This is a genomic window from Methylotuvimicrobium sp., assembly GCF_050611805.1.
In the GTDB taxonomy this organism is placed as follows: Bacteria; Pseudomonadota; Gammaproteobacteria; order Methylococcales; family Methylomonadaceae; genus Methylotuvimicrobium.
The window spans coordinates 18,980-39,168 of record NZ_JBNGHF010000028.1 but is presented as its reverse complement, the minus strand read 5'-3'; the positions used below and the strand labels follow the sequence as shown (position 1 = coordinate 39,168).

The 20,189-nt window shown below is 41.8% G+C and carries 29 protein-coding genes; all 29 read left to right on the top strand.

Annotation, left to right across the window (positions count from 1 at the left end; translation table 11 throughout):
* Positions 1 to 151: 151 nt before the first annotated feature.
* Positions 152 to 454, top strand: a complete 303-nt coding sequence (locus ACRJJO_RS14070) for a nucleotidyltransferase domain-containing protein (RefSeq protein ID WP_404357451.1) — start codon at positions 152 to 154, stop codon at positions 452 to 454.
* Positions 451 to 936, top strand: coding sequence for a hypothetical protein (locus ACRJJO_RS14065; protein WP_431066320.1), 486 nt, complete (start codon positions 451 to 453; stop codon positions 934 to 936). The genes ACRJJO_RS14070 and ACRJJO_RS14065 overlap by 4 nt, the downstream gene beginning before the upstream one ends.
* A 594-nt stretch (positions 937 to 1,530) precedes the next feature.
* A complete protein-coding gene (locus ACRJJO_RS14060) occupies positions 1,531 to 1,785 on the top strand; it encodes a hypothetical protein (protein WP_431066319.1) in 255 nt (84 codons plus the stop codon).
* Positions 1,778 to 2,683, top strand: a complete 906-nt coding sequence (locus tag ACRJJO_RS14055; protein WP_431066318.1) for a glycosyltransferase family 2 protein — start codon at positions 1,778 to 1,780, stop codon at positions 2,681 to 2,683. The genes ACRJJO_RS14060 and ACRJJO_RS14055 overlap by 8 nt, the downstream gene beginning before the upstream one ends.
* Positions 2,684 to 2,849: 166 nt before the next feature.
* The gene (locus ACRJJO_RS14050) at positions 2,850 to 3,950 is read left to right on the top strand and encodes a glycosyltransferase family 4 protein (RefSeq protein ID WP_431066317.1); all 1,101 of its coding nucleotides are present in this window, start codon (positions 2,850 to 2,852) and stop codon (positions 3,948 to 3,950) included.
* Positions 3,947 to 4,651, top strand: a complete 705-nt coding sequence (locus tag ACRJJO_RS14045; RefSeq protein ID WP_431066316.1) for a class I SAM-dependent methyltransferase — start codon at positions 3,947 to 3,949, stop codon at positions 4,649 to 4,651. Before ACRJJO_RS14050 ends, ACRJJO_RS14045 begins: the two co-directional genes overlap by 4 nt.
* Before the next feature lie 516 nt (positions 4,652 to 5,167).
* Positions 5,168 to 6,016 carry an ABC transporter permease gene (locus ACRJJO_RS14040; protein ID WP_431066315.1) on the top strand — a complete coding sequence of 283 codons (849 nt, stop codon included), beginning with the start codon at positions 5,168 to 5,170 and terminating at the stop codon, positions 6,014 to 6,016.
* Positions 6,017 to 6,323: 307 nt separating this feature from the next.
* Positions 6,324 to 6,536 carry a hypothetical protein gene (locus ACRJJO_RS14035; protein WP_431066314.1) on the top strand — a complete coding sequence of 71 codons (213 nt, stop codon included), beginning with the start codon at positions 6,324 to 6,326 and terminating at the stop codon, positions 6,534 to 6,536.
* The gene (locus ACRJJO_RS14030) at positions 6,533 to 6,886 is read left to right on the top strand and encodes a PIN domain-containing protein (protein WP_431066313.1); all 354 of its coding nucleotides are present in this window, start codon (positions 6,533 to 6,535) and stop codon (positions 6,884 to 6,886) included. Before ACRJJO_RS14035 ends, ACRJJO_RS14030 begins: the two co-directional genes overlap by 4 nt.
* 435 nt (positions 6,887 to 7,321) lie before the next feature.
* Entirely contained in the window at positions 7,322 to 7,510 is a 189-nt protein-coding gene (locus ACRJJO_RS14025; RefSeq protein WP_431066312.1) for a hypothetical protein, read from the top strand.
* The gene (locus ACRJJO_RS14020; protein WP_431066311.1) at positions 7,494 to 7,751 is read left to right on the top strand and encodes a type II toxin-antitoxin system RelE family toxin; all 258 of its coding nucleotides are present in this window, start codon (positions 7,494 to 7,496) and stop codon (positions 7,749 to 7,751) included. The genes ACRJJO_RS14025 and ACRJJO_RS14020 overlap by 17 nt, the downstream gene beginning before the upstream one ends.
* 175 nt (positions 7,752 to 7,926) lie before the next feature.
* The gene (locus ACRJJO_RS14015) at positions 7,927 to 8,238 is read left to right on the top strand and encodes a DUF4160 domain-containing protein (protein WP_431066310.1); all 312 of its coding nucleotides are present in this window, start codon (positions 7,927 to 7,929) and stop codon (positions 8,236 to 8,238) included.
* A gap of 21 nt (positions 8,239 to 8,259) precedes the next feature.
* Positions 8,260 to 8,544 carry a DUF2442 domain-containing protein gene (locus ACRJJO_RS14010; protein ID WP_017840667.1) on the top strand — a complete coding sequence of 95 codons (285 nt, stop codon included), beginning with the start codon at positions 8,260 to 8,262 and terminating at the stop codon, positions 8,542 to 8,544.
* 334 nt (positions 8,545 to 8,878) lie between these two features.
* Positions 8,879 to 9,040 (top strand): ATP-binding cassette domain-containing protein, encoded by a 162-nt coding sequence (locus ACRJJO_RS14005; RefSeq protein WP_431066336.1) that lies wholly within the window; start codon positions 8,879 to 8,881, stop codon positions 9,038 to 9,040.
* Between the two features lie 45 nt (positions 9,041 to 9,085).
* Positions 9,086 to 9,334 (top strand): UPF0175 family protein, encoded by a 249-nt coding sequence (locus ACRJJO_RS14000; RefSeq protein ID WP_341327596.1) that lies wholly within the window; start codon positions 9,086 to 9,088, stop codon positions 9,332 to 9,334.
* Complete coding sequence (locus ACRJJO_RS13995) at positions 9,327 to 9,836, top strand: DUF3368 domain-containing protein (protein WP_431066309.1); 510 nt, start codon at positions 9,327 to 9,329, stop codon at positions 9,834 to 9,836. The genes ACRJJO_RS14000 and ACRJJO_RS13995 overlap by 8 nt, the downstream gene beginning before the upstream one ends.
* 114 nt (positions 9,837 to 9,950) lie before the next feature.
* Positions 9,951 to 11,114 (top strand): ABC transporter ATP-binding protein, encoded by a 1,164-nt coding sequence (locus tag ACRJJO_RS13990; protein WP_431066308.1) that lies wholly within the window; start codon positions 9,951 to 9,953, stop codon positions 11,112 to 11,114.
* Entirely contained in the window at positions 11,089 to 12,294 is a 1,206-nt protein-coding gene (locus ACRJJO_RS13985; protein WP_431066307.1) for a DegT/DnrJ/EryC1/StrS family aminotransferase, read from the top strand. Before ACRJJO_RS13990 ends, ACRJJO_RS13985 begins: the two co-directional genes overlap by 26 nt.
* A 39-nt stretch (positions 12,295 to 12,333) precedes the next feature.
* Positions 12,334 to 13,647 carry a polysaccharide pyruvyl transferase family protein gene (locus ACRJJO_RS13980; RefSeq protein ID WP_431066306.1) on the top strand — a complete coding sequence of 438 codons (1,314 nt, stop codon included), beginning with the start codon at positions 12,334 to 12,336 and terminating at the stop codon, positions 13,645 to 13,647.
* On the top strand, positions 13,644 to 14,351 hold the full coding sequence (locus ACRJJO_RS13975) for a WbqC family protein (protein WP_431066305.1): 708 nt from the start codon (positions 13,644 to 13,646) through the stop codon (positions 14,349 to 14,351). The genes ACRJJO_RS13980 and ACRJJO_RS13975 overlap by 4 nt, the downstream gene beginning before the upstream one ends.
* The gene (locus tag ACRJJO_RS13970) at positions 14,348 to 14,803 is read left to right on the top strand and encodes a GNAT family N-acetyltransferase (protein WP_431066304.1); all 456 of its coding nucleotides are present in this window, start codon (positions 14,348 to 14,350) and stop codon (positions 14,801 to 14,803) included. The genes ACRJJO_RS13975 and ACRJJO_RS13970 overlap by 4 nt, the downstream gene beginning before the upstream one ends.
* Before the next feature lie 72 nt (positions 14,804 to 14,875).
* The gene (locus ACRJJO_RS13965) at positions 14,876 to 15,343 is read left to right on the top strand and encodes a helix-turn-helix domain-containing protein (RefSeq protein ID WP_431066303.1); all 468 of its coding nucleotides are present in this window, start codon (positions 14,876 to 14,878) and stop codon (positions 15,341 to 15,343) included.
* A 6-nt stretch (positions 15,344 to 15,349) separates the two neighbouring features.
* On the top strand, positions 15,350 to 15,754 hold the full coding sequence (locus ACRJJO_RS13960; protein ID WP_431066302.1) for an IS630 family transposase: 405 nt from the start codon (positions 15,350 to 15,352) through the stop codon (positions 15,752 to 15,754).
* 280 nt (positions 15,755 to 16,034) lie between these two features.
* A complete protein-coding gene (locus ACRJJO_RS13955) occupies positions 16,035 to 16,742 on the top strand; it encodes a class I SAM-dependent methyltransferase (protein WP_431066301.1) in 708 nt (235 codons plus the stop codon).
* A gap of 67 nt (positions 16,743 to 16,809) precedes the next feature.
* Positions 16,810 to 17,733: a glycosyltransferase family 2 protein gene (locus ACRJJO_RS13950; RefSeq protein WP_431066300.1), complete on the top strand. Its 924-nt coding sequence runs from the start codon at positions 16,810 to 16,812 to the stop codon at positions 17,731 to 17,733.
* A gap of 3 nt (positions 17,734 to 17,736) precedes the next feature.
* The gene (locus ACRJJO_RS13945) at positions 17,737 to 18,783 is read left to right on the top strand and encodes a glycosyltransferase family 2 protein (protein WP_431066299.1); all 1,047 of its coding nucleotides are present in this window, start codon (positions 17,737 to 17,739) and stop codon (positions 18,781 to 18,783) included.
* A gap of 197 nt (positions 18,784 to 18,980) precedes the next feature.
* A complete protein-coding gene (locus ACRJJO_RS13940) occupies positions 18,981 to 19,271 on the top strand; it encodes a nucleotidyltransferase domain-containing protein (protein ID WP_431066298.1) in 291 nt (96 codons plus the stop codon).
* Complete coding sequence (locus ACRJJO_RS13935; RefSeq protein ID WP_431066297.1) at positions 19,253 to 19,732, top strand: hypothetical protein; 480 nt, start codon at positions 19,253 to 19,255, stop codon at positions 19,730 to 19,732. The genes ACRJJO_RS13940 and ACRJJO_RS13935 overlap by 19 nt, the downstream gene beginning before the upstream one ends.
* 56 nt (positions 19,733 to 19,788) lie before the next feature.
* Complete coding sequence (locus tag ACRJJO_RS13930; protein WP_431066296.1) at positions 19,789 to 20,184, top strand: adenylyltransferase/cytidyltransferase family protein; 396 nt, start codon at positions 19,789 to 19,791, stop codon at positions 20,182 to 20,184.
* Positions 20,185 to 20,189: the final 5 nt, after the last annotated feature.

Here is a 20,189-nt window from a genome sequence, read left to right as displayed (position 1 = left end):
AACCCAATTGTAAATGTTTCGACCGTGGACTAAGCAATCCGAGATGTTTGAGGTAAATTGAAATATTGGGGTGGGGGGCGGTTTAAATAACCCGTCCCGCTGGAGTTCACCATAGATGCGAACAATGAACGTTAACTGAGCACAAAAGCCTATGCGTTTAACAAAAAACGAAATTAAGGTTATCAAAGAAACGATCACTGAAGTTTTCGGCACTGAAGCAGTGGTTCGATTATTTGGTTCCAGAGTGGATGATGCCGCCAAAGGAGGTGATATTGATTTGCTTGTGACCCTTTCGTCCCCGACAAACCAGCCGGTAGAAAAGATGATCAAAGCAGAAGCTAAAATAATCTACCGATTAGGTAACGAAAGAAAAATCGATCTGCTATTAGACGCGCCAAATTTGAATCAACAACAGATTCACCGCATAGCCCGCGAACAAGGCGTTTTATTATGAAAATTGCAGCCGAAATACAAGCGAGATTAGCTTTTTTAGTGCGCGTGGTTGAAAAAGAAATTGAGCATCTGGATTATGCCGATCAACAAGTTTTTTCTTCTTCATTTAATAGGGCCAGCATAGAAAACCTGGCGCATACACCTGAATATGCGCTCAAAATAGAAGCATTTTCGAGTCGTTTTTGTCGTCTTCAGGACACTCTAGGTGATAAGTTGTTACCCGCACTGCTCACAGCACTGGGTGAATTCCCCAAGGCTTTACTGGTTAACCTGGACAAAGCTGAAAAATATGGCTGGTTAACGTCTGCGGAGCAATGGATCGCATTACGCCAGCTAAGAAACAGAATGATTCACGAATACATTGACGATCCGGATATTTTTTATTCCGCATTGGTCGCTGCACATAACAATTTAAGTCTCATAAAAGACTTTGCAGGTTATTTAAATAAACAAGTTGCGGAATTATTGAGTGAGGAATCTTAAAAATATGATCATTGCTTTCTGCATTAAATAATCGCGGTCAGGCCTTGCATTTGACATTTTCCCTTGTTTTCACGATCCGTTTTGGCTGTTCGCCCAATAATGCGGCAAAGCGGGGAATCAGCTTTTTGCCAATGTGATCTTGGGGGCTACGCTGCTAACCATGCTCCATTGGATTCCGGTGTTTACTCGCCTGCGACAGTGGATATCGTATTCGAATCTTTACGTTTTTTGATCAACGAAGGTTTGACCGTCTATTTTTATGTGATTTTGGAAAATCACCTGGATCTTATTGATCACAGTCAACCGTTCTGCTGTTTCCCAAGCTCTCCTGCTTGGGAAACCTATGTGTGAAGCTCTAGCTTCGCGATACAAGTGAAAAAGAAGCTAATGATCCTTCTCTTGCAGCGGTTACAGCTAAGCTAAGTTCAATCGGTCGGGCATGCAGGTCTCGGGAAGCCAGAGCTTCCGGTTTTTCCTTCCCAAGCTAGAGAGGCTGTGAAAGTATTGGTGAATACATCATAAAAAAATTTATTCACCATGAAGAACATGAATGCAATGAAGAAAAAGACTATACAATCAACAATCTAGATCTTCATGTTACTTCATGCTCTTCATGATTATTTCGCAATATTGAATACTTTCACAGTCTCTAGAGCTTGGGAAGGAGCAAAAGAAGGCGTTCACCCGGAATGGCTTCACAACGATGATAAGATGCGGCAAAAAATTAAATATTTTCATATGAATTCGGTAAAAAGAGGCTTTGTCGACCAACCGGAACACCGGCGGCATTCCGGTACCAGAGATTATGTTGAACAAGCAGGACTATTGACGGTGACTCGGTATGGATAAGTCGGGTATACATTCCCATGAAGGAAGAGGGGCGCGGGTTACTTCTATCAGCGTCGTTTTACCCGCCAAGAACGAAGCGCAAAATATTGCAGTGGTATTACGGCGATTGAAGCACTTATTGCCCGATGCCGAGATTATCGTTGTCAACGACGGGTCTACCGATAATACTGCTAAATTAGCGGCCAAAGCCGGCGCCAAGGTAATTAGCCATCCTTACAGCCAAGGCAATGGCGCATCGATTAAAACCGGAGCCAGAAACGCCGGCGGCGATATCTTGGTATTTATGGATGCTGACGGTCAGCATGATCCGGGAGATATCCCCGCCCTACTGGCTAAGCTCGATGCCGGTTACGACATGGCGGTCGGTGCGCGACATGCAAAAACGCATGCGTCCTGGTTGCGGCGTTTCGCGAACGCGTTTTATAACAAGTTGGCGTCGATCATGACTGGGTATCGAATTGAAGATTTGACCTCGGGGTTTCGTGCGGTCAAAGCTGATAAGTTTCGCCGGTTTCTCTATTTGCTTCCGAACGGCTTTTCCTATCCGACCACCAGCACGATGGCTTTTTTCCGATCCGGTTTTCCGGTGGCCTATGTGCCGATTCATGCCGGTAAACGCGAGGGCAGAAGTCATATCAAATTATTGCGGGACGGCATTCGGTTTTTTGTCATTATCATGAAAATCGGTGCGCTGTTTTCGCCGATGCGTTTATTTCTGCCGTTAAGTTTCTTGGTGTTTATGACGGGAGCGTCCTATTACGCTTACACATTCATAACCAGCGGTCGGTTTACCAATATGAGCGCGGTATTGTTTTTGGCCTCGTTGTTCATTTTTTTGATTGGAATTCTGTCCGAGCAGGTTTCTTCGTTGCATTATCGCCATGCGGAAAAAGATTGAAGCACGCCAGTACCTTTTCGTTCCTACGCTCATTGCCTTGGAATACAGTTAGAAAAGCTCAGTTTCACGAAGCCGGAAAGTAAGAGCATACAGTCAAGATTTTCCAACCGGAGTTTGGAAAACAGCGGAAAAAAGCTTTAAATAACCACGCGAATTCAACTTACAAGTGAAACTTCTTTTTATATCTAGAGCTTACCCCCCTGTAGTGGGGGGGCTGGAAAAACATAACCAAGCATTGTTAGCGGCATTACGCGCTATAATTCCTGTTCAGTCGATTTTAAATCGTAAGGGTAAAAAAGCCTTACCCTTTTTTTTGCCTTTAGCCATGTTCAAGGTACTATTTTGCTTCCAAGAAAGCGATGTAATTTTACTTGGAGACGGTCTTCTCGGCGTCTTGGGTTGGTTCATCAAATTGTTCCGACCGAACACACCGGTAATTTGTATTATTCACGGTTTGGATATTACCTATGGTAATCCTGTGTACCAGTTTTTTTGGATTAGGTTTTTCCTGCCTAATATGGATCGGCTCATTGCTGTCAGTCAAGCAACTTCCGAGGCGGCTATTCTAAAAGGTTTGCCGGCATCTAAATTAACTGTGATTCCAAACGGTGTTCACCAAGTGGAAATGCAGCCATTCAGGGATAGACAAAAACTCGACCTATTGTTGGGCGTAGATACGGAAAACAAAGTCATTTTGTTTACTCTCGGCCGGCTAGTAAAGCGTAAGGGCGTTAATTGGTTCATTCGGAACGTAATGACCAAAATACAGGATCAATGCATTTACATTGTTGCTGGGGATGGACCGGAAAAGGCTATCATCGACAAAAGTATTCAAGAACATGGTCTTGAAAACAGTGTTTTCTGCTGTGGATTTACAACAGAGGAACTCAAGACCTTGTTGTTTGCCAACGCAGATATGTTTATTCAGCCAAATATTAAAGTTGCTGGCGATATGGAAGGCTTCGGTATTGCAGTATTGGAAGCCAACGCCCATGGTCTGGCCGTTCTCGGTTCTAATCTGGAAGGCCTGCGAGACTCAATTACCGAAAATCAAAACGGTTGGTTGTTGGAGCCGGAAAATGCCGCTGCTTATATCCAAAAGATAAGCGAACTTTTGAAAGATCCCTCCGAGTTACAGCGTGTGGGCAATAAAGCAAAACGATTTTGCCATCAGCATTTTTCTTGGGAACAAATAGCTAATCAATATTTTGCATCTATTGCTAATTTAGCTGCACCAAAGCAAAACAACAAGACTAATTCATTATGAGCCAAGATGAACACCGACAAATCGCAAAGTTTTATGACGAAATTTATTATCACGAAATCGAATCAGCTGGGTCTCACCCTTCCTGCCATGCCTTACAACTGATAAAGCGGTTACAGGTGGCTCCAGGGGACAGATTGCTGGATGTCGCTTGTGGTGCTGGGAGTTGGCTTGCAGCGGTAGCACAACATGGTGCGGATATAAGTGGTATCGACATATCAGAAAGAGCTATAGATGCGTGCCAGCGTCGCTTACCTGAGGGTGTTTTTTTCTTGGGTATTGCTGAACAACTTCCTTTTGATAGTCACTCATTTGATATCGTTACCTGTCTCGGGTCGCTTGAGCATTTTCTAGACCAGCCAGCGGCATTGCGGGAGATGGCGAGGGTTGCAAAACCCAATGCCAAATTAGTGATTCTGGTACCCAACGCAGGTTTTCCTACGTATCGCTTTGGTATTTATCGCGGTACTCAACAACAAACAGTTCGGGAAACAATTAGGTCTCTTGATGAGTGGCAAAAAATGCTCGAAGAGGCCGGCCTGGAGATTATAGATCGATGGAAAGATTTGCATGTGCTGTCTCGAAGCTGGATAGTACGCCCTCCTTTTTACATGGTACCTCTGCGCTTAGTTCAGGCCCTGGCTCTAACTATTTGGCCTCTATCATGGCAATACCAAGTCTATCACTTGTGTCGTATTCGCTAGATTATTCCTTGTTTCCAAGCTTCAGAAACTTTTATCTCAAAAAAAATCGGAGTCACTCAGTAGCTTGTCGTAGTCAATAAGCCAAATGAAGAAAAACGTAAATATTCGGTCAACCACTCATCAAACTAAACAATCGGTTAGACAGCCCCGGAAGTGTCTTTCTAAGGGGGAGCGCATAAGTCTTTGATGGGAAATCTCTGTTTGCCGACGGGGCCGAGTTTACCACGCCCTTGCGTTTGTCCTAAATAGCGCCAATTAGGCTGTTACCCAAGCTCCAGCTCCAGCTTGGGTAGCCTGTTCAGGAAGCTGGAGCTTCCGGGGTGTGTTTCCCAAGCGGGAACTTGGGAAAGAGCGTGACTATTTTTTGAGTATAAAGGGAGTAGCTTTATGCGTATGGGTTACATAACCCGTTCCGCTGGCGGCATCATCGGCCGCAACGGCGCCGGCAAAAGCACTTAGGATGCGGTCAGAAATAAATCGTACCCTACGAGCTATACATCCTTTAAATCATTTAGCATGAAAATACAAAGCAATAACACCAAAATCTATAGGGCTCGCCGAAACGGGCATAAAACCCGGATCTGGCAGGAGATGTTCACAGACTTGATTGCCAGTCGAGAATTGATCTGGCGATTGATCATTAGAGACTTTTCGGTCCGCTATCGTCAATCGATGCTGGGTTACGTTTGGGCGGTTCTTCCGCAAATCGTCACAGTCGCCATTTTTACTTTTTTATCAAGACACCGGGTATTCGACATGGGGCCGACCGACATGCCTTACGTCGTTCATGCTTTATGGAGCATTTCCGTCTGGCAACTATTCGCCGGTTGCCTGATCGGTTGCACCAACAGTTTGGTGAATGCCGGGTCTTTGGTCACGAAAATCAACTTTCCCAAGGAAGCGCTGGTCTTTGCGGCCATAGGTCAAGCGTCGCTGGATTTCATGATACGTTTGATTCCGGTAACGGTGGTATTCATCTGGTATGGTTTTGTACCTTCCTGGCACAGCGTCTTTATTCCCTTGATATTGATAGCGGTATTACTGATGGCCTTGGGGGCGGGCTTTATCATGGCGATCATCAACCTGGTTTTACGCGACATGGGCAACATGCTGAGCATGGTACTGACCTTCGGCATGTTTTTGGCGCCCATTCTCTATCCGCCCCCAGTCCGAGAACCTTTCACTATCGTGAATATCGCCAACCCGTTTAGCCCGCTTTTGATTGCGACGCAAAACCTGTTATCGGGACAGCGCTTAATGCAACCGGAGCTGCTGGTTTACATGATAGCTTTCAGTATTGGCGTATTTTTTCTAGGCTGGAGAACTTTTCATATCACCATGCCGAGAATTGCGGAACGGGCTTAAAATCATGTCGGACGAAGTATTGATCAAGACCGAAAGCGTCAGCAAAAAATTCTGCCGCTCGCTAAAACGGTCTATGCTTTATAGTATCGAAGACATTAGCCGGGTAGGATGCATTCTATGCACCAACAATCTAAAAGCGAACAAGAATAGAACATGTTTTCATTTACTTACAAGCGCTAGATCACACAAGCAAGAGCAAATTGTTGATGTCGGTGAATCATAAGCGTTACTAGGCTGGAAGAATTTATCGACATCCCGTCAAGCAATAGCGCATTCGTCATCAAAGCCATTTTTTAGGAGAATTGATATGCACAGCGTCGAATTTGAAACCGACACCCAAGGGCAATTCATTGAGATACCGGAAGAATATCAAGAATTTCGCTCAAAACACATCAAAGTGTTATTAACACTAGATGAAAATAATCAACAGCCGGCAAAACAACCCACAAGACGCGTATCAGCCATGTCATTAGATACCCGTGGCTTCAAATTTAATCGGGATGAAGCCAATACGCGATGAACAGACATTTTTTAGATACGAATGTAGTGATATACGCCTATTCCAACACGGAAATAGAAAAATCGAATCGAGCCAACGAGTTGCTATTCAATGACCATTCGATCATTTCAACACAAGTTGTCAACGAATTTTCCAACGTATGTCTTCGAAAATTTCGACAACCTGAACAAACGATTATCAAGACGCTATTGGAATTGGCACGGACAACTACCATAGCAAATTTCTCCCTTGCGACTCAGCTAGAAGCGCTTAAGCTATGTGATGCGCACTGTTTTTCCTATTCCGATGCGTTGATAATCGCTACGGCAATGGAAAACGAGTGCGCTATTCTTTACTGTGAAAGTTCGTAGATTTGGGTTCTTTATCTAATTTTTCGATATTCAACAGAATGCCGGTTCCGAAGAGGGTGCGGTTGCTCGACCGATAGGCGTCGGCGGCAGGACAGCCGCCGTCGAGCCTACATGGACGTATTTACGGCGACCTATCGGGCGAGTGACCCTACCCTCCGCCACCAGAGAACTTTCATTTGCCGGGGCGATGGCCAGGCCTTCATGAACGTTACTCTGAAGACATGCAAGACGGGTAATTGATTAATGGCCGTTTGCGCATCCTCAATCCATTTGTTTCTTAAGTCTCATTGATAAACATTTCAACTAAACCATGCCAAAACTATACGAGAGCTTGTAAGATGCGGTAAGGCACGCACGAACCGCATCGTTCGTGATTGATGTGGTCCACGCTATTCACCGCATCTTTGCTATAATCCATTGCAACAAGAGGAGACTATGACCATGCAACCACAATTCATTACTGACACCAACGGCAACAAAATCAGCGTCATATTGTCATTGGAGGATTATGAAGAGCTATTGGAGGATTTAGAAGATTTAGCCGCAGTGGCAGAGCGAAAGGACGAAGAAGCCATACCTTTTGAAGAGGCGGTGAAAGAGATAGAGCATGAGTTACGCGCTTAAAATAAAGCCAAACGCGCAAAAAGAATTGGCCCGACTCTCAAAATCCGTAGCCAATGCCGCTATCAAGAAAATCCGCGCACTTGCCGACGATCCCTACCCGACAGGCTGCAAAAAGCTGGTCGGCTCAGACCATACTTACCGAATCAGGACTGGCGACTACCGCATCATTTACACCGTGTTAAATGCCGTGCTGACAGTCGAAGTAATAAAAATAGGTCACCGGAAAAATGTTTACCGATAGCTTAGTCCGAATCCTGCTTGCTGAAGGCATGCAAAACGGGCAATTGATTAATGGCCGTTTGCGCATACTCAATCCATTTTTTTCTTAGCCAGGTAGGGTGCATTCTATGCACCAACCCTCTCGGCGCCATTCCCGGAATGAGCAATATGGCTAAAATAAACATTTCAACTAAACCATGCCAAAACTATACGAGTATTTCGGATTAATCGTGATGTTTTATGCAAACGAGCATGAACCTATCCATGTTCACGGCAAATGTCAGGGACGCGAATCAAGAGCGGAAATCGTATTGATCAATGGCCTTGTTCACGAAATCAGCTATACCGCTGTTACTGGACGCGCACCACTTGAACCTAATGAAATGCGATTTTTTCAGGAGCATTTCCTCGTTCCCAACGCTCCAGCGTGGGAATGCATACCGATCTTGCCTCGGCAGCCAAGGTATGGGTTCCCACGGAGGACCGTGGGAACCAGAATATACCTCTGAACGTATCACTCGGAGACTCAAATGAAAGACACCCCCATTAATATAATCTCCGCAACGCAAACCGGAGAATATCGTATTCGGCTCATTTTTGACGATAACACCAGTCAAGAAATCGATTTCAAATCATTTCTTGCCCGCTCGCATCACCCCGACATTCGCGCCTATTTGGAACCGAGCCATTTTGCAGATTTTAGAGTGGAATACGGTGAATTAATTTGGGGAGATTATGATCTGTGTTTTCCAGTTATCGACCTTTATCGGAATACGATCGAGCACTATCCTCCAACCACAACGGCTGCGGCATGATGCTTTACACTATGCGACCTCCATTTTCGATCGTTGACCTAATCCGAGGTCAAGATAAACAAAACATGCGAGTAAGCAAAAGTCGTTTCCGAAGCACCAACTTTTTTATTTCTTAAACCTGCTTTGTAATGTCAAATTCAGACGACGTATTAATCAAAGTCGAAAACGTCAGCAAAAAATCTGCCGCTCGCTGAAACGGTCTATGCTTTACGGCATCGAAGACATCAGCCGCGACTTGCTACACTTGCCCGAAAAATCCGAACACTTACGCTAAGACGAATTCCGGGCGGACAATGATGCCTCGTTCGAAGTCAAACGCGGCGAACGCTTAGGGATAATAGGCCGCAACGGCGCAGGAAAAAGTATGCTATTAAAAATGCTCAACGGCATCATCCTGCCGGACAAAGGTAAAATCAGCATCAAAGGCAAGGTCGGTGCTAGATTTCATGTCATGTTAGTCGGTCGAGAGAGTATCGTTGTCAACGGCGATATTTAAATTAATAGCAACTAAAAACGTTAAATCTAAGAACGGAGAAAAGCCATGCAAATCCACGTCAATGTGCCACCCAATCTGCCTGATGCGATTCAATGTTCACCCGAACAATTTGCCCGTGAAGCCAAAATTGCCATGGCCGTAAAATTATTCGAAATGAAACGACTATCATCGGGCATGGCGGCTGCACTCGCGGACATGGAGCGTGTACCTTTTTTGGCGGAACTGCACCGCTACAACGTCGCCATAATTGATCTCGATACCGATGAACTACAAAGCGATATAAACAATGCATGAAAATGCCAAAACGATAGTCACCAATACGACACCACTGATTGCTTTGACGGCCGCGACCGGCAGTCTCGAGATGCTCCGGCATCTCTATTCGCGCGTGGTTGTTCCTTACGAAGTAGCTACCGAAATCAGATCTGGAGGACAAACCTGTTTCGGCGTCGACGTTTTCGAACGTTCGACATGGCTAGAGATTAAAACTACCCCAACTGTGATAACGCCTTATCTGAATAATACACTTGACCGCGGCGAAGCATCAGTTATTCAAACCGCCTTGCAAGAATCTATCGATCTCGTCGTAATCAACGAAACGGCAGGAAGAAGAGTCGCTCGCTTGTGCGGCCTGACTCTAACAGGATCTATTGGGATTTTACTCAAAGCATCCGCATCGGGTTTTCCGATATCCATACCCGAAGCTATAAGTAAAATACAGTCCCATGGTATATGGTTGAGCCGACGTGTAATCGATTATGCACTACAAACAAATAACAGCAATAAGCTAATCTGATCAACTATGCCAAACTCCGACGACGTACTCATCAAAGTCGAACACGTCAGCAAAAAATTCTGCCGCTCGCTGAAACGGTCTATGCTGTACGGCATCGAAGACATCAGCCGCGACTTGCTGCATTTGCCCGATACATCCGAACACTTACGCAAAGACGAATTTTGGGCGGTGGACGATGTATCCTTTGAAGTCAAACGAGGCGAATGCTTAGGTATTATCGGCCGCAACGGCGCCGGCAAAAGTACATTATTGAAAATGCTCAACGGCATCTTCATGCCCGACAAAGGCAAAATAACGATCAAAGGCAAAGTCGGCGCGTTGATCGAAGTCGGCGCGGGATTTCACCCTATGTTAACCGGTCGAGAGAATGTCTATGTTAACGGCGCTATTCTAGGCATGAGCAAGCGCGAGATCGATAAGAAATTCGATGAAATTGTCGCATTTGCGGAACTGGAAGAATTTATTGATATGCCGGTTAAGCATTATTCGAGCGGAATGTATGTGCGGTTGGGGTTTGCGATTGCGGCGCAGATGGAACCGGATGTTTTATTGATCGATGAAGTATTGGCGGTTGGTGATATCAGCTTTGTTCTCAAATGCTTCAATCGTATTGATCGATTGCTAAAGAATACGGCATTGATATTTATCTCTCATAACATGTCTCAAGTATCCAGAATTTGTAATCAGATTCTTTTCATAAAACAAGGGAAAGAGATATTTTTGAGTACTGATGTTATGCAGGGAGTTAACGCTTATTACGCGAGTTTGAAAAATGAAACCGGCAATTTTATTGGATCGTGCCAAGCTAAACTGTGTTCTATCAAACTCGAATCCAGTCAAAAGCAGAGTTCTGTAAATGAGGTTTTGGCAATCACATACGGATCGGAATTAAAAATCATTTTGGACATGGACGTAGAACAATCGATCAATAACCCACACTTATACTTCGTCTTCCATGATAAAGAACAACGCGGCTTTGCCGAAATTTACAGTTCACACAGCCATATTGATATAGAAAATCATGAGGGAAAAATTAGTCTGGAAGTTGTTATTCCATCTATTAATTTTTCGCAGGGCGTTTATTCCATAACAGTCGCTTTATCAACATATAAAGGTGGGCAAGTATTATTTCGCCATCAATCCGCCATTTATTTTCAAGTGATTGATGGTGAGCATGGATGGACGCCCGTTCAAATTACACCGCAGTGGAAACAGAAAACGCCACCCTCAATGTCAAAAGATAGTAACAATAGTGACCAATACCAAACTGCCGTGTAGCGACCTCGTGGATAAAATACAACTTAAGAAATCTCAATCCGATTTAGTCATCAATGGCGGAACGCCAGCCTTTCAGCAACCGTTACATGTCGGTTGTCCCAACATGGGCGATAAAGCCGCATTCATGCGCTATGTCGATCAGATCTTTGAAAATCGCTGGTTGAGTAACAACGGCCCGTTAGTACAAGAACTCGAACAGCGCATTGCCAATTATCACCAGGTCAAACACTGCGTCGCGATGTGTAACGGCACGATAGCGCTGGAAATTGCAATACGAGCGCTAGAACTCACCGGTGAAGTGATCTTACCATCCTATACCTTCATCGCAACTGCCCACGCCTTACACTGGCAGGAAATCACGCCGGTATTCGCCGACATCGACCCGGTAACGCATTGTCTCGATACCGAAGCGGTTCGCAAAATGATCACCCCGAAAACCACCGGTATTATCGGTGTGCATCTTTGGGGGCATGCAGCGCCAGTGAATGACTTGCAAGCCGTAGCCGATGAATACGGATTGCAATTGCTGTTTGACGCCGCCCACGCCTTTGGGTGTTCTTATCAAGGACAAATGATCGGCAACTTTGGGCACTGCGAAGTATTGAGTTTTCACGCAACCAAGTTTTTCAATACCTTTGAAGGCGGCGCGGTATTGACCAATGATGATGAATTGGCGGAAAAAATGCGGTTGATGCGCAACTTCGGATTTGCCGGTATGGATAATGTCATTCATCCGGGAACCAACGGCAAAATGACCGAAATTTGCGCCGCGATGGGCTTGGTGAATCTTGATAATCTGGGCATTGTGTTAGAAGCTAATCGCCGGAATTATTTAGCTTATCAACAGGAGCTTGCTGATCTACCGGTGCGCCTGTTTGCATTCGATGAAAGGGAACGTAAAAATTATCAGTATGTTGTTATGGAAGTGGGTGAAGAATGTCCAGTTAGCCGCGATGAAATTGTTAAGGCGTTACATGTCGAAAATGTACTGGCGCGGCGGTATTTTTGGCCGGGCTGTCATAATATGAAGCCGTTTAAAGAGTTGTTTCCGCATGCGGGGTTGTTGTTGCAGAATACTCAGCTTGTGGCGGATAGGGTGATTGTGTTGCCGACGGGTATAGATATTAACTGTCAGTTAGTGGCAACGATTTCAAATATAGTCAGAATGCTTTGTAATTAAATCCTCATCCCCCATTATCAATAATAAATAAAGGAATCAATGAAAATATTAGTAATAGGGCAGTGCTCACTGCATTGGGGCCGTATGGAATTCGGGAATATGGGTAATTACTATATTATCGAACCATTTATGAGGGAGTTGCATAAGGTTTTCCCTAGCGCGCAAATTAAAACCACAATGCAGATGTCACAGCGTTTCTGTGAAACGGAAAACATCACGGTGTTACCGATGAATCTCTATTATGATTGGAGTGGAAATGATCTAACGCGAGCTTTGAGAGAACTGGAGATTGCCACCGTTTACCGAGAAAATGGAAACTTACTAGAGACAACCACATACATCGAAGCGGTTTTAGAATCGAATTTGGTCATTGATTTCAGTGGAGATATCTGGGGAGATAATGCTGATTTCCTTGGCACAGATAGATTTGAAGTTGGACTTTTAAAAGATCGGGTGGCACAGTTTTTGGGAAAACCTGTAGTCCTGCTTGCAGGATCGCCTGGACCATTTTCAAATGAAAAAAACCTTAATCTCGCTAAACAGGTATATAAGGATTTTGCTTTGGTTGCGAATCGTGAGCCCATTAGTTCAAGACTTTTACGCGATCAAGGTTTTGATGTGAGTAAAACGTATTCGCTAGCATGTCCTGCGTTTCTTTTTGAGCCTGCATTAGGAAATGAAATATTAGATTTGCTAACAAGATTAGATTTATTGAAATCAGTAAGAAGCAAGCCTATTGTGGGTTTTATTTTATGTGGATGGAATTTCGAACAAGGACCGTTCGATAAGAAAGAGCGTGTTAATGACGAGTTTACCGTTTTTGCACAATCGATAGAGTACCTTACTGAAAAATTAGGAGTTAGAGTATGTTTGATGTCACATTCTAACGGGTTTGAGATTCCTCCAGCCCCATTCAAGCTGAAGCACGGTAGAGATTACTACATAGTCAAGCAACTTGAAGAAGTGCTTCAACTGCGAGGTAAAAGTCAAGACTTTTTCACAATAAATGATATTTTTGACACATGGCAGACCAAGGCCATCATCGGACAATTTGATATGCTTGTTAGTGGACGGGTACATGCAGCCGTAGCGGGACTATCTCAGTGTGTTCCTACTGTGGTTATTGATTATGGTCATGAACCTAAAGCGCATAAGTTGATTGGATTTGCAGAAGTCGCAGATGTAAAAGAATTTGTCGCCGATCCGCGCTCACTAAATGATTTGAAAGAAAAAATAAACCTGTGTTGGGAGTCCAGAAAACAAGTCAGGGAGAAACTGCAAGCCCGTATACCTCAAGTTAAACGAATGGCATCCAAGACTTTTGATCTTCTCAGAGAGGTGGTTTTGATTTGAGTAAGACTATTGCGATTATGCAACCTTATTTTCTGCCATATATTGGATACTGGCAGTTGATGAATGCCGTGGATCAGTTTGTCGTATATGATAATATTCAGTTTACTAAGAGAGGCTGGATAAACCGAAATAGGTTTCTACTAAACGGTAAGGTGGAAACATTTACGTTACCTTTAAAGAAAGATTCTGACTATTTAGATGTTAGGGAACGGTATCTTAAAGACGATTTTTATGTTGAAGCAAAAAAATTGATACGCAGATTTGAAGCAGCATACAAAATAGCCCCATATTATAAAGAAGGTATTGAAATACTTGAAAAATGTCTCTTTTATGAAGAAAATAATTTATTCAAATTTATTTTTAACTCAATACAAGTGATTAAAAGCTATATCGGAATTGAAACCAGGTTAGTTATTTCATCTGAAATTTCAATCGATCATCGTTTACGATCATCCGATAAGGTAAAAGCAATTTGTAATAATTTAGGAGCTAACTGCTATGTTAATCCCATTGGTGGGATAGCCTTATATGACAAAAATGATTTTAATAAAAGTAATATCACATTAAAATTTATTCAGACTCATTATTTTTCATATCAACAAATAAGCGAAAGTTTCGTTCCATGCCTTTCAATTATCGACATAATTATGAATTGTAGCAAATTTGAAATAACGTCTTTAATAACAAAATTTAGTGACAGGTGAAGGTAATAGACATAAAAGAAGATTGGAGCAATAATTTTAATCGAATTAAGCTATTTTTAGAAAGTGTGGATAAATTATTCTATGAGCCACTATCATTAAGAGTTGACCTAATTGAGTATTCAAAAAGGCTCTCTAAAAAAGCTAAAAATATTTTCTTAACTAAGAATGGTGAAGATATTGGGCACATTGCTTTTTACATAAATTGTAATGAAAATAAATTATTCATTACATCAATTTCAGTTATTGATGGATTCCAAGGTAATGGCCTAGGTGAATATTTGTTAAAAATTGTCAAAATTTATGCAAAGAAAAACAACTACAAAAAGGTCGAGCTGGAAGCAGATTTGCGATCTGAAAAGCTTATTAAATTTTATAAAAAAAATGGTTTTCATGAGAAAAACTGTTCTAATTTTTTAGCTACCATGGTTTGCTCAGTGAATATTGATATTTAGTGGAATTATAAGTACTGATTCATAAATAACCTGGCAAAATAGCAGCATTGGTATCAATTGGAAGCGGCAATCATGAAGCGGATAAAGGCACTAACGAAAGAAGAGCAAAAGACATTGCTAGACGCCGCTCGTTATGCCCCGGAATGCCGATTTAGGCAGCGAGCGCATGCTGTTTACTTGTGCGGGAAAGGTTATCGTGTCAATCAACTGGCGGACATTTTCGCGGTGGATCGAGACACCGTCTCAGGTTGGCTAACGGCTTGGGAACGAGAGGGCTTGATGGGGTTGCGTGATCACGAACGTCCAGGGCGACCTCGTCGTATCACAGAAGAGGAAATGGTGGCGCTTGAAAAAGATTTGGAGCAAGCACCTCAGCGAGTTCGCTTGTTACCGTCACGATTTCACGAGCGCACGGGACTGACGGTGACGTTTACGTTTACAACCATTAAGCGTCGGCTAAAGGAACGCCATTGGGTTTGGAAACGCTGTCGGCGTAGTCTCAAAGCAAAACAAGACCCCGCCGCCTTCGAAGAAGGGTAAAGGGTATTGAATGCCTTGCAAGCCAAGGAGGCGTCTGGTGAGATCGATGTATTTTATATGGATGAAAGTAGTTTTAGTGTTGATGGCTGCATCCCTTACGCGTGGCAACCCCAGGGAAAAACGCTTGAACTGCCGGCCAATACGACAGGTCGTGTTAATGTCATCGGTTTGGTGAGTCGACAAGGTGAAAGCTATTTCCATACGGTCGAAACCACTGTCACCTCATCGGTGGTTGCGGAGGCGATGGCGGCTTTTATTCAGTCTCGCTCGATGGATAAATTGACGGTCGTCATCATGGATAATGCACCTACTCATCGAAAAGCGGAGCGAGAAAATCAGGCGACTTGGTTGTTGGGGCATGTCTGGGTGTGGTTCTTACCGCCGTATTCACCCGGATTGAATCTCATTTGAAATTCTATGGAAGAAAATCAAATACGAGTGGCTACCCTGGGTCGCTTATACCAATTTTCAGAGTCTCCGAAATGCCCTTCAGGAGATTTTTCGGCACTACGGTACAGAATCAAAATACCATGTTAATTTTGGATGAGTACTTAAATTAGTTTCTCAGTTTAAGATAGACTTTTGTATTGGGTGATAAATTAATATAAAATTGCTGTCAAGTAATTGATAAATTTATTAATTAGGGATTATTCTGATTTCAAAAAATCAGCTTGCATATTATAGAAAATCCATGAATATAAAATACTTGGTAAGAAATAGTAACATTTATCAAAGCCTAAAGGCGGCATATTTCAGTTTATCAGACTTTATATTTAATCTGCGGTTATCTTTTATTCATCTGTATAACTTTCATTTCAATAAAAAAATTAAAAATTATGAAAGATTACATTTTGGATGCGGAAAAGACTATAAAACAGATTTCTTAAATATTGATCTAGCACCGCCTGCCGATGTTTTCCTGGATGCAAGAAATAAACTGCCTTTTGAAGATGGCTCGATAAAATATATTTACAGCTCACACTTCGTAGAACATCTTGAGCATGATGAACTAATGACTCACTTTCGTGAGTGTAAAAGAATGCTGTGCCAAGATGGAATATTGCGAATGGCAATACCCGATTTTCAAAAAGCAATGATAGCCTATCTCAATAAAGACATGGAACGACTTGAAATAGTAAAGCAACGTTTTCCTCTCAATATGAATAGTATAAAGGGTATCAACGAAAATCTCGTTTGCTATATGGATTATCTAAACAGAGGAATTCACGAATACGGTCAACACAAGATTTTGCTGGATTTTGAAAAAGTCAAAAACATGCTTATAGCATGTGGTTTTCAGCCGGAAAATGTGTCTTTATCAACGTTTGATAGCACGATTGATTTGCAAATTAGAGACTTTGCCTCTTTTTATATCATCGCTATAAAAGCATCGCTTTAAAAATTAACAGTCATAAATCTGAAAGGAAAGATAATCAATGAGAAATCTTCGAAGCCAAGAAGAGATCATGGCTACATGGCAAGGTGCCCCGGATACACCGGTTGTTAGTATTTGTTGCATCACTTATAACCATGAGCTTTATATCGAAGATGCGCTTGAAGGCTTCTTAATTCAAGAAACTGACTTTCCTTTTGAAATTCTGATCCATGATGATGCCTCGACCGACCGAACGGCGGATATTATTATTGAGTACTCTAATAGATACCCTAAGATATTTAAATTAATCTTACAAAAAGAGAATCAGTTCTCAAAAAATATACGGCCAACACCGATTGCTATAGCTAATGCTAGAGGAAAATATATAGCATTTTGTGAAGGTGATGATTATTGGAATAATAGTAGAAAAATTCAAAAGCAGGTTAATTTATTGGAACAAGATTTAAGTGCTAGCTTATGTTTCCATAAGGTCGATAAGTTGATTATGAAAAACAATAGTATTTCAGAATTTCCAGAAGTAGAAGTCGCTATTTGCCGAGCAGAAGATATTATTCGGGATAACATAATTCCAACATGCTCTGTATTGGCAAGAAAAACTACAGTTCAAGAAACACCGGAGTGGTTTAATAAAATTATAATGAATGATTGGCCTCGATGGATCATGGCATGTCAGAACGGCTATGCCCTTATGATTAATAAAAAAATGGGAGTATATAGGGTGCATAGAGAAGGTATGTGGAGCGTTACTTCATGGGAGGATAAAGTCCTAGGTAATCTAGACTTTCTTTATAGCATAATGGAGCATGGTTCGAATGAGTTAAAAAAAGCAGCAGAAATTAGAAAAAATGAAATAATCTATTCTATTGCTGCAGGCGCGTCTATAAAAAAACGATTATCTAATCATTCTGTATTTGGGCCGCTCCTCAGGTTTTGGCGTATTTATATAAATAAGTCATTTCCAGAATTTAAAAAAAATCATAAATACATATCATAATTTATGGGATACAAAATTTCACAAAACCCTAGTGTTTCAGTATGTATTCCTGTTTTTAATGGAATAAAATATTTGAATGAGGCTTTGGATAGTATATTGAATCAAAGCTTTGCTCATATTGAAATAATTGCTATAGATGATAATTCATCGGATGGAAGTTATGAATTGCTTTTGTCGTATGCAATACATGACCCCAGAATCAAAGTATATCGAAATAAAGTAAAGAAAGGGTTGGTTGGTAATTGGAATGAATGTATTAAATATGCGAATGGCGTATGGATTAAGTTTGTATTTCAAGACGATATTATTCATTCTAGTTGTATTGAAAAACAACTAAAGTGTGCAGAGTCAATGTCGTCAGACTACCGCTTAATTTTTTCTAAAAGAAGATTTTTTTTTGAAGACGATACTCCATCTAACATGGAGTGGTATAGACAAAAAAAATCATATTGGGATTTATTTCTGGATACCCGTTTTATTACCCCCGATATGGTGATAAAAAGTTTAATAAAGCATCCGAGCATGAATTTATTTGGAGAACCAACTTCTTTTTTAATTGAAAAAAATATATTTTCTAAATATGGCCTATTCGATAGTAATTTTCGTCAACTCTGTGATCTCGAGTTTTGGCTTCGTGTTGGAACAGAACATGGCTTTGGGTTTGTGAATGAGGAGTTGGTGCTTTTCAGGGTACATGGAAATTCGACTAGCGCTTCAAATCTATCTGAGAAAGAATATGAAAGTAAATATTTAGACAAGCTTTTATTGCACAGAAAATGGCTATATGATGACAATTATTCATTTATGAGGTTGCAATTTTCTAGCTGGCCTAGTTCTCTTTTTTTTCAAACTCAATTTGAAATATCTGCACGACGAGCAAAACTTAGCTTAGAAAAAACTCCTAACAATAATGCCATGGCAGCATGGGCATCTTTTAAAGAAAAATTTCCAGATGTACATTCAGCATCTATGAAATCATTTTTTTCATTGGCAATTAAATATTTTATTGCGCGCACATCCATACTTTTAAAATTATCTTTTAATTCATGATGTGTGCGAAATATTATTTATTAAAATTTTGGCTCTTCCGTACTTGCCGTGGTAATAGCGGATCGACACCGAATAAGAAAAGAAGATTTTCTTTAAGCAACTGATATTAAACGAATTATTCATTAAGAATTTGCTTTGCAGCTAATTTTTCAAATTACCACGGGAAATCCAGAAGAATCAAAATTTTTACATTATTTATGCGAATATCCAAATTCTATCGTGACGTCATCAAATCTAAAGCTAAAGAAGTTTTCGGTAAAGATGTAAAGGTTAATTTATTCGGCAGCCGGATTGATGACACTCAAAAGGGCGGCGATATCGATTTATATATCGTTGTTTCCAATCAGCAGGATTTGTTTCAAAAAAAATTGCGTTTTTTAGCGCAGGTAAAGCGTGTTTTGGGCGAGCAGAAAATCGATGTGATTTTTAACGAAGACGAGACCCGCTTAGTTGAACAGGAGGCTAAAAAATGGAGCATTTCTCTTTAGATTACGGCCATAAATTAAACGTCTTGCTCAACGAGGCTTCCACTCATATCAAGAGAGTCGATGAAGCGATCGAAGAACTCAGCCGTCATTATTCTTTTCCCATCGATTCGCAGCAATTTCAAAAAATTTTATTAGAGAGAGGGCATCTGGCTTTTGCCGATCAAATGATTTATCGCTTTTCCAAAGCTCAGGATACGATCGGAGCCAAGGTGTTTAAGGCCTTTTTTCTTTTTCAGGGCGAAAATGTTGATAAGCCTTTTTTAGATCTGCTTAATCAACTAGAAAAGCTGAATATCGTCGATGTGGATCAGTGGTTTTTATTACGCGAAGTCAGAAATAATATTGCCCATGAATATGAATCCCATCATCAACAAGCCTGTGAAATTCTTAATGCGATCAATCAGCATAGGCACTTGTTATCGAATATACTCGCCGAGCTGCGGGTAAAGTCAGGCTTATAAGAGGGCTCGATGCGATACACTCAGCTTATCCGGCACTACCCATTATCGATTAGTTTATGCGCGTGATTACCTTCGGTACTTTCGACGTTTTTCATGTCGGCCATCTGCGCATTTTGGAGCGCGCCCGTGAATTGGGCGATTGTTTATCGGTTGGCGTTTCAACCGATACGATGAATTTTGCCAAAAAAAACCGTTATCCGGTTTACGATCAACAAGAACGCGTGCAAATCATTCGTGCCTTACGTTGCGTCGATGAAGTGTTTTTGGAAGAATCGATGGAACTCAAGCGGCATTATATTGAAATTCACCAAGCCGATATTTTGGTGATGGGTGATGATTGGGCCGGTAAGTTCGATGAGTTTTCCGACATTTGCAGGGTCGTTTATTTGCCTAGAACACCTTCGGTGTCGACGACGGCGATTATCGAGAAGATTCGGATTCCCAAATCCTGAGGGCA

Coding starts and splice junctions, on each gene's coding strand:
- ACRJJO_RS14070 (WP_404357451.1), top strand. CDS start 152: ATGCGTTTAACAAAAAACGAAATTAAGGTTATCAAAGAAACGATCACT.
- ACRJJO_RS14065 (WP_431066320.1), top strand. CDS start 451: ATGAAAATTGCAGCCGAAATACAAGCGAGATTAGCTTTTTTAGTGCGC.
- ACRJJO_RS14060 (WP_431066319.1), top strand. CDS start 1,531: ATGTTACTTCATGCTCTTCATGATTATTTCGCAATATTGAATACTTTC.
- ACRJJO_RS14055 (WP_431066318.1), top strand. CDS start 1,778: ATGGATAAGTCGGGTATACATTCCCATGAAGGAAGAGGGGCGCGGGTT.
- ACRJJO_RS14045 (WP_431066316.1), top strand. CDS start 3,947: ATGAGCCAAGATGAACACCGACAAATCGCAAAGTTTTATGACGAAATT.
- ACRJJO_RS14040 (WP_431066315.1), top strand. CDS start 5,168: ATGAAAATACAAAGCAATAACACCAAAATCTATAGGGCTCGCCGAAAC.
- ACRJJO_RS14035 (WP_431066314.1), top strand. CDS start 6,324: ATGCACAGCGTCGAATTTGAAACCGACACCCAAGGGCAATTCATTGAG.
- ACRJJO_RS14030 (WP_431066313.1), top strand. CDS start 6,533: ATGAACAGACATTTTTTAGATACGAATGTAGTGATATACGCCTATTCC.
- ACRJJO_RS14025 (WP_431066312.1), top strand. CDS start 7,322: ATGACCATGCAACCACAATTCATTACTGACACCAACGGCAACAAAATC.
- ACRJJO_RS14020 (WP_431066311.1), top strand. CDS start 7,494: ATGAGTTACGCGCTTAAAATAAAGCCAAACGCGCAAAAAGAATTGGCC.
- ACRJJO_RS14015 (WP_431066310.1), top strand. CDS start 7,927: ATGCCAAAACTATACGAGTATTTCGGATTAATCGTGATGTTTTATGCA.
- ACRJJO_RS14010 (WP_017840667.1), top strand. CDS start 8,260: ATGAAAGACACCCCCATTAATATAATCTCCGCAACGCAAACCGGAGAA.
- ACRJJO_RS14000 (WP_341327596.1), top strand. CDS start 9,086: ATGCAAATCCACGTCAATGTGCCACCCAATCTGCCTGATGCGATTCAA.
- ACRJJO_RS13995 (WP_431066309.1), top strand. CDS start 9,327: ATGCATGAAAATGCCAAAACGATAGTCACCAATACGACACCACTGATT.
- ACRJJO_RS13980 (WP_431066306.1), top strand. CDS start 12,334: ATGAAAATATTAGTAATAGGGCAGTGCTCACTGCATTGGGGCCGTATG.
- ACRJJO_RS13965 (WP_431066303.1), top strand. CDS start 14,876: ATGAAGCGGATAAAGGCACTAACGAAAGAAGAGCAAAAGACATTGCTA.
- ACRJJO_RS13955 (WP_431066301.1), top strand. CDS start 16,035: ATGAATATAAAATACTTGGTAAGAAATAGTAACATTTATCAAAGCCTA.
- ACRJJO_RS13950 (WP_431066300.1), top strand. CDS start 16,810: ATGGCTACATGGCAAGGTGCCCCGGATACACCGGTTGTTAGTATTTGT.
- ACRJJO_RS13945 (WP_431066299.1), top strand. CDS start 17,737: ATGGGATACAAAATTTCACAAAACCCTAGTGTTTCAGTATGTATTCCT.
- ACRJJO_RS13940 (WP_431066298.1), top strand. CDS start 18,981: ATGCGAATATCCAAATTCTATCGTGACGTCATCAAATCTAAAGCTAAA.
- ACRJJO_RS13935 (WP_431066297.1), top strand. CDS start 19,253: ATGGAGCATTTCTCTTTAGATTACGGCCATAAATTAAACGTCTTGCTC.
- ACRJJO_RS13930 (WP_431066296.1), top strand. CDS start 19,789: ATGCGCGTGATTACCTTCGGTACTTTCGACGTTTTTCATGTCGGCCAT.